Genomic DNA, 15385 nt, shown 5'->3' on the forward strand with positions numbered 1-15385 from the left:
ATAAAAGCGCCGCGTGCCCCACTTTTATTGGAGGAAAATCAATTTTGTTGTCGCCGGATCAAATCCATTCCAGGATGTTTTCCAGCTCCTCCATGGACAGCTCTTCATCTCCCAGGTCGCTCGGGGTGTACTCGCCTTCTTCTTTTGCCATGCAATGCTCGATGATGCCTAGCAAGTGCTTCCGGTAGCTGTCTGCCAGGCTGGCAATCGTTTTTTCCTCATATTGGAGACGGCTGTACCCTACGCTGATCCGCAGCTCGCCGTCCTCGATCATGGCGGAAATGTCCAGCAGGAACACTCGCTCCGATTCCGGGCTGAACAACTGCCCTGTTCCGAGCGGCGAGAATGTAAACCCGCCTGTTTTTCCGTCCGACTCGAATTGACCGAGGTAGTTAAAGCTGATTTCCGGCCGTAGCGTAAAAGCTAATGGCGGTTGCAACTGGCTTGTCGTCAGCGTGCGCAAAATCTCGTAGCCGATCCCTTTTTTCGGAATCCGCCGCAAGTTTTCTTTGGTTTGCTTGATCTGGTACGGCAAGTCCTCGGCTTTTTCCATGTCGAGCACCACCGGATATTGAGAAGTGAACCAGCCAATCGTGCGCGTGACGTTCATTTCGTTCTGGATGTCTTCGCGCCCATGGCCTTCCAGATTGATGACGACGCCATTCGTATGTGCCCAGTCTTTTACGGCCAAGCCGAGCGCTGTCAGCAGCAGGTCGTTCATCTCTGTGTGATAGGCATGATGAACGTGACGCAAAAGGTTTTCTGTCTGCGGGACTGTCAGCGCGAACGACAGTGTCCGCGTATGTTTTTGCTTGCGATCTGCCGTGACAAAATCTGTTGGCAGTGCCGCAGTCGTCGTTGTAGTCTCCAAGTTGTGCCAATATGCCACTTCCCGCAACAGCTCGTCGCTGTCCGCGTACTTTTGCAATTGAGCCGCCCAGTCTTTGAAGGAGTCCGTCTTTTTCGGCAAGACGATCTCCTGCTGATGGAGAGCCTGCGAGTAGGCTGAGGAAAAATCTTCGAACAAAATGCGCCAGGAGACGCCATCCACGACAAGATGGTGGATCGCGACCAGCAAATGATCCCCGTCTTTTGTGGCGAACAGAGCCACGTGAACGAGTGGGCCGTGCTCCAAATCGATGCTGCTCTGGATCTGATCAGACAGCTCCAGGATGCGAGCTTCGCTGTTCGCGTGATTTTTCAAATCATAAGAGTAGAAACGGAAGCGCTCGTCGATCAGTCCGCGGTTGATTTGCTTGATCGCCCCGTCCTCTTGCTTGTAGACCATGCGCAGCGCATCGTGATGCTCGACGATTTGCTGGAACGCTTGCCGCACGAGTCCCTCGTCAAAGCCGTCCTCGCGAAACAGCATGACAGCCTGATTCCAATGGTGACGATCCGTGAAGTTGTTCGCGAAGAACCATTTCTGGATCGGTGTCAAGGCAATCTCGCCTTCTACGACACCCTGCTCGCTCTCTCGGCTGTTCGGGATGACGCGCAGAGCAGCTTCTTCAATCGTCGGGTACTGGAACAATTCTTTCATCGCAAGCGTCCAGCCTGACGCATTCAGGCGGGTGGATACCTGGATCGCTTTAATCGAATCGCCGCCCAATTCAAAGAAGTTGTCTTTCGTTCCGACTTGCTTGATCCCCAGTACATCTGCCCAGATGCCAGCCAGCAACTGTTCCAGCTCGGTTTGCGGCGCTGCATATTGCTCAGTCCGGTTCTCCTCCTGGTTCGGCTTCGGCAGCGCTTTTCGGTCAATCTTGTCATTCGGTGTCAGCGGCATCTTTTCCAACTGGATAAAGAAGGCAGGAACCATGTAGTTCGGCAACTCGTTTTCCATATAGGCTCGAAGTTGCGCAGGCGTGGCTTCTCCCTCCGCCACGTAGTAGGCGCACAAGTAAGCTTGGCCGCGGTCGTCCTCGTGTGTGATGGCAGCTGCCTCTTTGACCGTGTCGTACCGCAGCAGCACGCTTTCCACTTCGCCGAGTTCCACACGATGTCCGCGAATTTTCACTTGGTGATCGATTCTGCCCAGATACTCGATAGTTCCATCTGGCAGCCATCTTGCCAGGTCGCCTGTCCGGTACATCTTTGTTCCTGGCACAAACGGGTTGTCGACGAACTTCTCGGCGGTCAGCTCTGGACGATTCCAGTAGCCTCTCGCCAGCGACAAGCCGCTGATGCACAGTTCTCCCATCTGCCCCGGCGCTTTCAACTGCAACTGGTCATCCACGATGTATAGCTTGGTGTTCTGAATCGGTTTGCCAATCGTGATCGTTTCGACTGGCTCATCCGGTTTGGCTTTCCACAGTGTCGCGCAAACGGTGCTCTCTGTTGGGCCGTATCCATTGACATAGGTGACTTTTTCTTTCCATTTATCCACCAGTGCAACGGAGGAAGCCGATCCGGCTGTAATCAGGGTGCGTAACGACGGCACCTGCTCCGGCTCCAGATAAATCGCGTACGTCGGCGGCAAAGTGAGGAAGGTGATCGCGTTATCGCGAACGTATTCGGCGAATCGCTGAAAATCGTTGATGACGCCTCGGGACAAGACGTACAAGGTCGCTCCCGACAGCAACGGGCCAAACATATCCCACACCGATGCGTCAAACGAGATGCTGGCAAAATGCCCTGCCCGATCTTGCGGCGTGACGCCCAGATGATGGGCAAATACCGCTTGCAGATTCGCTACCCCTTTGTGCTCCAGCATGACGCCTTTTGGCTTGCCCGTCGTACCGGACGTGTAAATGATATAAGCCAAATCGGACGGCGTGTTTGCGCACGGCAGGTTGCCTGTCTGTGTTGCGTAGCTTCCAGGGTCATCCACATCAACGACTTCGGACTGACTGCTCACTTTGTGCAGCAAGTGCGCATGGGTCACCACCAGTTTTGCCTGGCTGTCCTCCAGCATGTAGCGGATTCGCTCTTCCGGATAATCAGGATCGACGGGCAAAAAGGCGCCGCCCGCTTTTAACGTGGCAAGCGTGGCAATGACCATCTCGGCGGAACGCTCTACCAGCAAAGCGACGATCTGCGCTGGCCCGACTCCTTTTTCCCGCAAAACGGCTGCGAGCTGGTTCGCTCTTTCATTCAGCTCCCGGAACGACATGCGCTTTTCTTCGAATACGAGCGCCGTGTGCTCAGGCATTTTTTCCGCCAGCTCTTCAAAAAGTTGCTGGATCGTTTGATCTGCCCGGTATTCTCTGTGCGTATCGTTGAACGCCACCAGCAGCATTTGCTTTTCTGCTGCTGTCAGCATCTCGATCTCTTGCAATTCATTTTCCGGATTGGCCGTGACCGCTCGCAAAATTTGCAAGAAGTGGTGCGCCATTCGTTCTACGGTTTGTTGCTTGAACAGCTTGGTGCAGTATTCCAGGCGCAAGAACAGGTCGGTTTCCCGCTCGGTCAGATGGAACGACAAGTCGAATTTCGCCACGTCAAGCGCGCTGTCCGATTCATAAGGGCGATAGACGAGCTGATCCAGCGTTTTTGCGTGCAGCTCATCGTTTTGCAGGATGAACATGGTGTCAAACAGCGGATTGCGCCCCGGATCGCGCGGAATGCCCAGCTTTTCCACAAGGCTTTCAAACGGGTAGTCCTGGTGGTCGAAAGCATCGAGCGCGTTTTGCTTGACCTCCTGCAAAAACTGCTTGAATGTCTTCTCGGCGGTCGGTTTGTTGCGGATCGCCAGCGTATGGACGAACATGCCGACGACAGGCGCAAGCTCCGCACGTGACCTGCCGGAGATCGGCGTTCCCACGATGATGTCGTCTTGCCCAGCGTATTTTGCGAGCAGCACGTTGTAGGCGGCCAGCAAAACCATAAACAGCGTCGTATTCGTATGCGCAGCCAACTCGTGCAAAGCACTGAGCAGCTCTTGGTCCATGGACAGGGTGACTTGCCCCCCTGCAAAACTTTTCACGGCTGGGCGCGGAAAATCTGTCGGCACATCGACAGCGGTGATATTTCCAGCGAACGTGCTCAGCCAATACGCTTCCTGCTGCTTGAAGGCATCCGACTCATGCAAGGCTTTTTGCCAGACAGCAAAATCTTTGTACTGGATGCGCATTTCCGGCAGTTCTCTTCCCTGGTACAATTCAGCCAGTTCATCGAACAGGATCGTGATCGATGCGGCATCGGCAGCAATATGGTGCATGTCGTACAGGAGCAGGTGACGCTCATCCGCGAGTTTCACCAGGCTCATGCGGAGCAATGGCGGCACAGAAAGATCAAACGGACGGACGAACGCGTGGAAAAGGTCATCGATCTGCTGCTCCGCTGCCGTCACATACTCCATGTTCACGGCCACGCGGTCATGAATTTTTTGCACCAGCTCGTCTCCGACCATCTCAAAAGACGTCCGCAAAATATCGTGACGATCTACCAACGCTTGCAGCGCAGACGCCAACCGCTCGCGATCGAGCTTGCCTTCCAGCATGATGATGCCCGGTGTGTTGTAGCTGATTCCGGCACCTTCAAGCTGATGGAGCAAGTACATCCGCTGCTGAGCAGAAGATACCGGATAATACGCTTGCGGCTCTGCCGGTTGAATGGCGGCGCCGGCTGCCTGTTCGCTGTGTTCGATCAAGCGGGCCAAGTCCCGGATGGTTGGCGCTGCAAAAAACTGCTTCAGCAAAAGGTCGATTTGAAACTCGCGATGCACTTGCGCCACAACCGTCATCGCTTTCAAGGAATGACCGCCCAGCTCAAAAAAGTGATCCAACACCCCGACGCCGGAAATCCCCAGCGCATTCTCCCAAATGGCGACCAGCTTCGCCTCCACTTCTGTAGCGGGTGCGACATACGCTGCTCCTGTTGCAGGCTTTCCTTCCGGCTTGGGCAGTGCTTTGCGGTCGACCTTGCCGTTTGGCGTGAGCGGCAAAGCGTCCAGTTGAATCAGGTAGGTCGGCACCATGTAGGCCGGAAGCTCTCGCAACAGATGCGCGCGAAGCTCGGATTCCTCTATCGCCGCTTTTCCCGTGACATACGCAGCCAGATAGGAATCGCCGCGATCGTCCTGATAAGCAACGACGATAGCTTCATTCGTCTGGTCATAAGCGAGCAAGACCGCTTCAATCTCCCCGACCTCAATCCGGTATCCTCTCACCTTGATCTGGTCATCGACGCGGCCTATAAAATCAATCGTGCCGTCGTGGAGCCATCTGCCCAGATCGCCTGTTTTGTACATGCGCTCTCCCGGAACAGCTGGATTGGCCACGAATTTCTCCGCAGTAAGCTCCGGCTTTTTCCAATAGCCCCGCGCCAAGCCGTGACCGCCGATGCAGATTTCCCCTACCACCCCGACAGGCAGCAGTTGATGGTGCTGGTCTACGATGTAAATGGCGGTGTTGGCAATCGGCCGCCCGATGGTGATCGGCTGATCTGGCTGTGTATCTCGCAGGTAGGTGGCCATGACGCTGCTCTCCGTCGGACCGTATGCATTCATCACGCTCATCTGCGGATGCATCGCTTTGCACAGCTGAACAAGCTTCGGCGACAGCTTTTCGCCCCCGAGCATGACTGCCTGGATAGAGCGGATGTCTGCCGGAGTGCTGCACTCCAATATCGCCTGGAACATACTGGGCACGAAAACGACGTAGCTGCATTCCCAAGTGGCAATCAGGTTGCGCAGCGTGATCGGATCTTTGGCTTCGTGATCCGGCATCAGGACGACCGTGGAGCCTGATACAATCAACGTAAAGAAAGTAAGGGCAAAGGCATCGAAGGCAAAGGATAGCGACAGCGTTCCACTGTCCCGGACAGAAAGGGCAAACTCGTCCCTGTTCCACGTCACACTGTTGACGATTCCCCGATGCTCTACCATGACGCCTTTTGGCCTGCCTGTCGTACCGGATGTGTAGATGATATAAGCGAGATCAGCAGCGGTATGGATCGGCTCGATGTTTTCCGTCTGAGGCGAGTAGCTGCCCTCCTCATCCAGATACAGGCATTCCACGTTTGCGACCAGCTTTTCGGCGAGCTGCTGCTGGGTCAGCACCAGACGGGCTTCGCAATCTTCCAGCATGTAAGCAATCCGCTCATTCGGATAATCCGGATCGATCGGCACATACGCCCCGCCCGCTTTGAGAATAGCGATAATTCCGATCGCCATTTCCAACGATCTTTGCGCCATGATCCCTACGCTTTGCTCAGCCTGCACGCCTTTTGCCCGCAAAGTGTGCGCGAGCTGGTTGGCCCGCTCGTTCAGTTCGCGGTACGTCAGTCGTTTGTCGCCGAAGACGACGGCGGTTTGCTCAGGAGTTTTCTGTGCCTGATCTTCAAACAGCTGCGACAGCGTGCTCTCCGCTGGATACAGGGCGGCCGTGTCGTTGAAGTGAACGAGCAGCTCCTGCTTCTCATGCGCAGTCAGCATCTCGATTTGCGCCAGCTCCTGTTCCGTGTTTGCGCTGACTGCCTGCAAAATTTGCAAGTAATGAAGCGACATGCGCTCGATCGTCTCGCGTGCGAACAGCTTGGTGCAAAATTCGAAGCAGAAGGAAAGTCCCGCCTGGTTTTCGCTTGCTTCCAGCGACAGATCGAACTTGGCGACTTCCCCCTCTGGCACATAAGGAGTCACGGTCAGTCCATCCAGCTCGATCAGGTCGGCATCCATGTTTTGCAAAATGAACAAGGTGTCGAACAGCGGGTTTCGGCTCCGGTTTCGCTGGATCGCCAACTTTTCGACAAGCTCTTCAAACGGATATTGCCCGTGTTCAAAAGCGGCCAGCGTGTTGTCTTTTACCTCCAGCAAAAATTGCCGGAACGTTTTGGTCGGCGCAGACTGATTGCGCATCGCCAGCGTGTTGACGAACATCCCCGTCATGCTCTCCGTATCCGGGTGCACCCTGCCGGCAGTCACGGTGCCGATCATCACGTCATCCTGCCCGGAGTATTTGGAAAGCAGCACATGATAGGCTGCGAGAAGCACCATGTACAAGGTCGTGCCTGTCTTTTGGGCTACGTCCTGCAAACTTTCCAACAACTGTTTTTCTGTGCGGAACAAATAACGTTCGCCCTCAAAGCTTTGAACAGCTGGCCGCGGGTAATCCATCGGCAGGTTCAAAACCGGGATTTCGCCCGCAAATCGATCGAGCCAATATTTTTCCTGTTTTTGGTAATCGTTCGTTTGTGTCCACGCTTTTTCCCAAACGGCGAAGTCTTTATAGTGAATGCGCTGCTCTGGCAAAGCTTTGTTTTGATACAAACGGGAAAAGTCATTCAGGATGAGCTGAGAAGAGACTCCGTCCGAAATGATATGGTGCATGTCGATGATCAGGACGTGACGGTTCTCTGCGAGCTTCACCAAGCCAACCCGGCATAGCGGAGCTGTTTCCAGATCAAACGGCTGCATGAACCCCAAAATGACCTCGTTCACTTGCTCTTCCGCCGTTTCCAAGTAAACAATCGGCAAGTGGCCTTGCTCATGGATGCGCGAAACTGGCTCCCCGTTGATCGTATGAAACGACGTGCGCAACGACTCATGGCGAGCCACCAGGCTGGAAATGGCGTGCTCCAGCCGAGCTTTATCCAGCGTTCCTTCGAGGATCATCGCGACAGGCAGGTTGTAAACCGTACTGTGCGGATCGAGCTGGTTTAAGATGAGCATGCGTTTTTGCGCAGACGACACGGGATAATACGCTTGCGGCTCGGCCTGGGGAATGGCGAGATACGCGCTTTCCTCCCCGCCTTCCACATACGCTGCCAGCGCTTGAATCGTCGGTTGCTCAAACAGGACGCGCAGCGGGACATCCGCCTGGCATTCCTTTTGGATGCGGGAAATGAGCTGAATCGCTTTTAACGAATGGCCGCCCAGCGTGAAAAAATGATCTTGAATGCCGATCGGCGACACGCCAAGAATTTGCTCCCAAATCGCGACCAGCTTTTGTTCCAGCTCAGTCGTCGGGGCGACGTAATCCGCTTTCGTCTTGGCACTTCCTTCCGGCTTCGGCAAAGCTCGCCTGTCTGTTTTTCCGTTCGGCGTGACTGGAATCCGCTCCAGCGTCACGAAAAAGGAAGGGATCATATACTCCGGCAACGCTTGCGCCAAGTATGCCCGCATCTCTTCGTCGCTGAGCGGTTTTTGCAGGACGACATAGGCGCACAAAAACTTGCCGCCTGTCTCGTCTGCTCGGTCGATAACCACCGCTTCCTTGATGGCGGGATGGTTGAGCAGGCGCGATTCGATCTCTCCCAGCTCGATGCGATGGCCCCTGATTTTTACCTGATGGTCGATTCGGCCCAAAAATTCGAGCTGGCCATCCGGCAACCAACGCGCCAGATCACCCGTTCGGTACATTCTTTCGCCTGGCTGATACGGATTGTCGAGAAACTTCTCCGCGGTCAGCTCAGGCTGGTGCAAATACCCTCTCCCTACGTTTGCGCCGGAAATGTACAACTCCCCGACGATCCCTTCCGGCTTCAATTGCAGCCCTTCATCCAAAATGTAAATGCCTGTGTTGCTGATCGGCTTTCCGATGGGCGGCAGCTCTGGTATCGCCTGTCCCGGGTCCATCGTGCAGGTCGTCACCACATGCGTCTCCGACGGGCCGTAGTGATTGTGCAAAAATACGCGATGCTGGCGCAGATACTTTTGCAGCTCGTGTGTGACGACGAGTTGTTCCCCGGCCGTGATGATATGTTTGACACAACGCGGGAAGCTTTGCGCGTAGTCTTGTTCGTTAAAAATAAATTTCAGGAAGGACACCGGGAGAGACAAAATGCTGATCTGCTTTTCCTGGATGAAAGCAAACAGCTTTTCCACATGCCGTCTCAGCTCGTTCGTGATCAGGTAGAGCTGGCCCCCGGATAGCAGCGTGGAGAAAATTTCCTGGTAGCAAACATCAAAGCTGCACGTGGTATACTGCAACACTTTTTCATGAAAAGCGATGTTCGTCTGATCAAACGTAAAATGCATCAGGTTCGCCATGTTGCGATGCTCCAGCATGACGCCTTTCGGTTGTCCCGTCGTTCCGGACGTATAGATGATGTAAAACAAGTCATGCGGCTGATTGAGCGATTCGATAGGGGCGCGGCTCTCTTCCCCGATCACCGCTGTGTTGATGTCGATTGTTTCTGTAGGCGTGGTCACTTTTGCCCGCAAATGATTTTGCGTCACGACCAATGGAACTCTGCTATGCGTCAGCATGTAAGCGATTCGTTCGGCAGGCAGCTCCGGGTCAATCGGCACAAATGCGCCGCCTGCCTTCAAGACGCCGAGGATTCCGACGATCATGTCCAGCGAGCGATCCAGCAGCGTGCCGACAAGACTGCCCGTGCCAATGCCTTTTTTGCGCAAAAAGCGGGCGAGCTGATTGGATTTTTCATCCAGCTCCCGATACGTCAGGTGCTGATCCGCGAAGACCACCGCCACTTGCTCAGGCGTTTTTTCTGCCTGCCGCGAAAACAGCTCGTGCATGGTTGCGGCAGGATAGTCAGCCGCTGTTTCCGTACGCTTTGCCAACAGCTGGCTAGTTTCTGCTTCTGTCAGCAACGGAATCTGGCAAAGCTCGACTCCCGGATTGTTTGCCACGCAATCCGCGATCTGTTGGAGGTGCCCCGCCAGTTTTTGCACGACCTGTTCGTCAAACAGAGCCGCATTGTAGTCAAAACGGAAGGCAAGCTCTTCTTTTGGCATCACCATGACAGTCAAGTCGTAATTGGTCGGCTCGAACATTTCCACAGCAGTAATCGTGAAGCCGATCTGCTGGTTCAATGCTTTTTTCTGCAAAGCCTCTACCAGCGGGTAATTTTCGATGACCAGCAGGTGGTCAATCAGCTCCTGCTTCAAGACGGACTGAGTTTGAATGTCGTACAAAGGCACGTGCTCATACGGCTGTGATTGCAAAGTTCTTTTGTGCACAGCTTGCAACAGCTCGGAAAACGTTTGACCAGCTTTCGCTTGCACCCGGAATGGAATCGTATTGATAAACAAGCCAACCATTTTGTCGATTCCGACGATGTCTGTAGGGCGTCCGGATACAACAGAGCCGAACAGCACATCATGGGCCGCATTGTATTTTTGCAGGAGAACTCCCCAGATCGTTTGAATCACCGTCGATAGCGTCACTTGATTTTGACTGGCGATGGTCCCGAGCTGCTTGGTCAAGGTGCGGTTCAGCGAAAAGCGGTATTGGGTTGGTTGAAATGCTTTGGCGAAGGCAGCTTCCTTCTTCGGCAAGGTAGTCTTTTGTTCATAGGCTTCCAGATAGTCGCTCCAATAGTTGAGAGCGGCCTGTTTATTTTGTTTTTCCAGCCAGTTGATAAAGCGACTGTATGGCTGTACGGGCTCCAGGGAGAGTGCCGTCTTGTTTTGCAAGGACAAGTAGATGGCAAGCAAGTCATCAAAAATAATGCTGAAGCACCAGCCGTCCATGAGGATGTGATGAAAGCTCCAGATGACCTGGTAGTCGTGCTGGGACATTTGGAAAAGGGCGACCCGCATCAACGGGTCTTTCGCCAGATGAAACGTCTGCTCCTGATCCGCCCTTTTGTATTGCGTATAGCGAAGTTGCTTCTCGGACTCGTCGCAGGCAGACAAGTCGTAAAATTCGATCGGAATAGGCCGTTGCTTCAAGACAACTTGCAAAGGCTGCTTCAGCTTTTCATAGAGAAATAACGTGCGGAATACATCGTATCTCTCTACCAGCACATGCAGGCTATCCGTAAATAGCCCAACATCAAGATCGCCCTGCAACGAAATCGACATCTGTACCAGATGCGAGTTGTGCTCTTGATCGAGCAAGGCGTGAAACAGCATCCCCTCTTGCATCGGGGTCAACGCATACATATCCTGAACTTGTTCTTTGCTAAATACACTCATTACGGCACCTCGGATATATCTTTATTTGTTATAAATGTATAAAAATGGGAATGAAAGCACGCAGTTGCCCCTGAAAATGGTGGCCAACATCTGTTTAGCGCAGTGTATTTGCAAGCAATTCGAAGATATCGTCCATTTCTTCCATTTGGAGACCTTTGACGCTGAAATCGCTGGGCGTTCGCTCTACTTCTTTTTTCTCGGTGCAATGCGCGATGATGGCAAGCAGATGCTTTTGATAACTTTGGCTCAATTGCTGGATGGACTCTTCCCGATACTGCTCCGAGCTGTAAGAGAATGTGAGGACGAGCTCTCCGCCTTCAATCAATCCGGTTATATTCAAAGCGGTGTACACCTCCGACTCAGGACTCAGATTGTTTTTGCCATCTGCGCCTAACGTGTTGCCGCCGCTGTAGGGTGAGCGGGTAAACAGTTCCGTTCTCATGTCCGCATCAAACTGTCCCAAGTAGTTGAACGTCACTTCCGGCTGCACGCGGAAGGATAAGGAACCGCGATTTTCTGGAAGTGTCACATGCTTCAAGATGTCGTAACCGATCCCTTTACGAGGAATCTTCCGCATATTCTCTTTGGTGAGCTTGATATAGTCGGACAAGGGAGCGGTTTGCTTCAAGTCGAGCAATACCGGATATTGCGACGTAAACCATCCGACCGTTCTGGCCACGTTTGCCTGTTCGATGATGTCCTCGCGCCCGTGCCCCTCCAGATGAATGACGATTTGCGCAAGCTTGCTCCACTCGGCAAAAGCCAAGCCGAGCGCCGCCAACAACAGATCGTTGATTTCCGTTTGATAGGCCTGATTGGCGTGCTTCAACAACTGCTCGGTCTCTTCCGGGCGCAGCCGTATCCGCATGTTTCGCACGCTCTTTTGTTTGCAGTCAGTCACTTCATAGTCTTTCGGCAGGGACACATTTTTTGCTTGCGATTCGAGACTCTCCCAGTACGGAATCTCGCTCAGCAAATCCGCCTCGTTCGCATATTCTTGCAACCATTGTGACCAGCTTTGAAAAGAATCCGTTTTTTCGGGCAGACTGATCGCTTGCCCTGCAAGTGCCTGCGCGTATCCGGTTGCCAAATCTTCAAACAAAATGCGCCAGGAAATGCCATCCACGACCAAATGATGAATTGCGAGAAACAAATGATCGCCATGTAACGTCTGAAATAAGGCAACCTTCACCAGCGGTCCTTCCTGCAAATTCATGCTGCTGTGCAGACGTTGCGTCTCTGCTTCGATCGCCTGCTGGACGTCTGGTTGCGCGGTCAGATTATAAGAGAAGAAATCGTATAATTGGCCACCCAAACCGCGGTTGTGCTGAACGACATTTCCGTTTTCGTGCTGGTAGACCATGCGGAGCGCGTCATGGTGTTCGATGATTTTGTCCATGACACTTTGGATGACTTTAGGATCAAAGCCTTCCGGGCGATAGAGCACAGACGATTGGTTCCAATGGCCTGTATTCGTAAAGTTTTTCCCGAAAAACCACTTCTGAATGGGTGTAAGCGGTACGTTTCCAGCGATGATGCCCTGATCGCTTTTTCTCGTCGTGCTCTTGACAAAAAGAGCAACCTGCTCGATCGTCGGGTAATTCAGCAAGTCTTTCGTCTCTAGCTTCAATTGATAGGAATGCAGACGAGCCACGACCTGGATCGCTTGGATCGAATCTCCGCCGAGCGAGTAAAAATTATCGCGAATCCCGATCTTTTCAATTCCCAAAACGTTTTGCCAGATGGAGACGAGAATCGATTCTGTCTCGGTTCTCGGAGGATGGTAGGCAGCCTGGCTTTGGTTTGCCGTAAGATCAGGCTCGGGCAACGCTTTGCGGTCGATCTTGTCATTTGGCGTAAGCGGCATTTTGTCCAGCTTGACGAAATAAGATGGCAGCATGTAAGCCGGAAGCTTTTGGGCGGCGTAGTCTCTGAGCTGCGCAGGAGTTGCTTCTTGTTGCGAAATATAATAGGCGCACAAATACTGTCCCGCGTGTTGATCCTCTCTGGCAATGACCACGGCCTCTGTGATGTGTTCATGTGCCAACAAAACAGACTCGATTTCGCCAAGCTCGATGCGATGACCTCTGATTTTCACCTGATGGTCGATTCTGCCGAGAAACTCGATCGTTCCATCCGTCAGCCATTTGGCCAAGTCACCTGTGCGGTACATTTTTTCGCCTGGTACGAACGGATTGTCTACGAATTTTTCTGCGGTCAAGTCGGGCCGATTCCAATAGCCTCTTGCCAAGCCGACTCCGCCGATGCACAATTCGCCTTCGCTGCCAGTCGGCAGTAGCTGCAAGTCTTCATTGACGATATAAATATGTGTATTTTGAATCGGTTTGCCGATCGGAACCGATTGCACGGAGAGCTGATTGGACGGGGCTTCCCAGATCGTCGCGCAAATGCTCGTTTCCGTCGGGCCGTATGCATTTATGTACCTGAGTTTGTCTTTCCATTTGTTTACCAAGGGTGCGGAGGAAGCTGATCCTGCCGTAATCATGATGCGTAGCGAGGTGATGCGTTCTGGGGTGAGGTGAGTCAAATAAGTCGGCGGCAGTGTGATGATGGTCAATTCATTTTCACTCAAATAGTGTTCAAATGCAGCGAAATCATGGATCGTCTGTTTGGAAAGGATGTACAGGCTGGCGCCAGACAGCAAAGCCATGAACATTTCCCAAACGGATGCGTCGAACGACATGCTGGCAAAAAGCCCGATCCTGTCTTGCTCGGTGACGCCAAACGAATTTTGGAAAAAGGATTGCAAATTGGCGATGCCTTTATGTTCAAGCATGGTGCCTTTTGGCTTGCCTGTCGTGCCTGAGGTGTAAATGACATAGGCAAGATCCGTAGGCTTGCTGGGCTGGTGCAGATTGGCAGTCTCGCGAGCGTCCAACTGTTCTTCGTCGAGTACAACTACCTCTCCGCTGTACCCGACGTCATGCACGAGCTGGCTGACGCTTTTTTGGGTAAGCACGATTTTCGTTTGACTATCCTGCAAAATATATTGGATGCGATCGCGGGGATATTCGATGTCGATGGGCACATAGGCTCCGCCTGCTTTGAGAACGGCCAGAATCGCGATGACATTTTCGATGGACTTCTCCATCATCACACCGACGATGCTGTCTGTTTGCACCCCTTTTTCGAGCAAGGCTCTTGCCAGTTGATTGGCTTTCCTGTTCAACTCCTGATACGAAAGCCGCCTGTTTTCAAAAACGATGGCAACGCGGTCTGGAAAAGCCTCTGCTTGTTCCTCGAACAATTGATGGATCGACTTGCCCTGTGCATATGGAACTAGCGCATGCTGCTCCAGTTCCCGCTTGTTGTCGATGAGATTGGCCTGATTTGCTAACATATGTCCCCTCCGATAATGGAATTACTTCTGCTTATCATGAAGTGTGACGAAATGGTTGCCAACAAGAGACAGGCAAGGTCAACGTTCCATTCCCAATTTCCCATTTTCCATCATTTGGGTAATTTTAACAACAAGAAAATTTCCTGTTTCTGGGAATTTTCCTTCATACTAAAGTCATATTTTGCTCATGCTGTAGCGGAAAATGGGTGCTGGTATTCCCGCCTGCCGGATACGGCCCTGCTTACCGCCTGCGAACGAAGGAAAACTGATTTGCATGAAAACAATCACAGGAAGTTCCCCGATCGGCTGACAGGCTGAAAGCACTAGGTTACTGACGCTGAAACTCATTATAGCAGAGAAAAATTGGAAGTCGATTAAAAAATAGGGATATTTTGTAAAAAGTTCAACAAGTTTTTTTACAACCTTTTTACGTAAATCCAAGTTTTGCTTGGCAAACCTGCTCCCGCTTGCGTAATCAATAAGGGGCAAGCGTGTTTTTCCCTTTGGCGAAGCCAGTGATTGGCTCGTTTCGGCGCTGCAACATTTTTCCTTTTCAACGTGTCTATAAAAAAGGAAAGCGTAGCGGCTATATTTTGACGATAAATATTTTCATAACATTAAAATTTTTATATGTTCACAAGCCATATAATGCTTTATACTGGGAAAACAGGAATTTTCTTCTACGGAAAAACGAGAGGTTGTTTTCCTGTGTGCTGCCTATCTGGATCAGCAGCTATTGTCCTGATCAGTCCGCAGACTTTCGTAAAAAGGCATGTGATAAAAAGGCACAATTCCTACCCCCTCTTTTTTGACGTACGCAGCTTTTTAGAGAAAAGGTTTGAACCATGCTGGCTGCCAGCGAAATTTGGTTCAAGGAAAATCCACCAGCAGTTTGGCATGTACTTTGCGATCCACCAGCTGTCTATACATATTCGTCAGTATTTGCTCTCTTTCGTTCCCTGCTCACCTACAGAAGCTCTACATTCAGCCTATGGAAAATGCAAGCCCGAATAGTGACCAGAACGACTACTGTTTCTGGATGACCTTGACGATGAGTAAACTTTTCATTACCATTATTTGTAAAATAAAATAATATTATGTAAATAACTACTTATATCGCACATTATTGCGCATGGCTGATGTTGCTTCCATTTGCAGACCGAAAATCCGGTTCATGTATGCGAAGCGAGACATAAGGT

The 15385-nt window shown here is 52.1% G+C and carries 3 protein-coding genes; all 3 read right to left on the minus strand.

Annotated features, from left to right (window positions below; genetic code table 11):
* Nucleotides 1-58: 58 nt before the first annotated feature.
* The 3 genes from M2298_RS18800 to M2298_RS18810 all read right to left on the minus strand — a co-directional run bounded on the left by M2298_RS18800 (nt 59) and on the right by M2298_RS18810 (nt 14675).
* Nucleotides 59-10825 (minus strand): non-ribosomal peptide synthetase, encoded by a 10767-nt coding sequence (locus tag M2298_RS18800; RefSeq protein ID WP_280648877.1) that lies wholly within the window; start codon nt 10823-10825, stop codon nt 59-61.
* Nucleotides 10826-10919: 94 nt separating this feature from the next.
* Nucleotides 10920-14186 (minus strand): amino acid adenylation domain-containing protein, encoded by a 3267-nt coding sequence (locus M2298_RS18805; RefSeq protein ID WP_280648878.1) that lies wholly within the window; start codon nt 14184-14186, stop codon nt 10920-10922.
* 174 nt (nt 14187-14360) lie between these two features.
* Nucleotides 14361-14675, minus strand: a complete 315-nt coding sequence (locus M2298_RS18810) for a hypothetical protein (protein ID WP_122966491.1) — start codon at nt 14673-14675, stop codon at nt 14361-14363.
* Between the last annotated feature and the right edge of the window lie 710 nt (nt 14676-15385).

The sequence above is a fragment of the Brevibacillus sp. 1238 genome, assembly GCF_029892995.1.
Taxonomy (GTDB): Bacteria; Bacillota; Bacilli; order Brevibacillales; family Brevibacillaceae; genus Brevibacillus; species Brevibacillus parabrevis.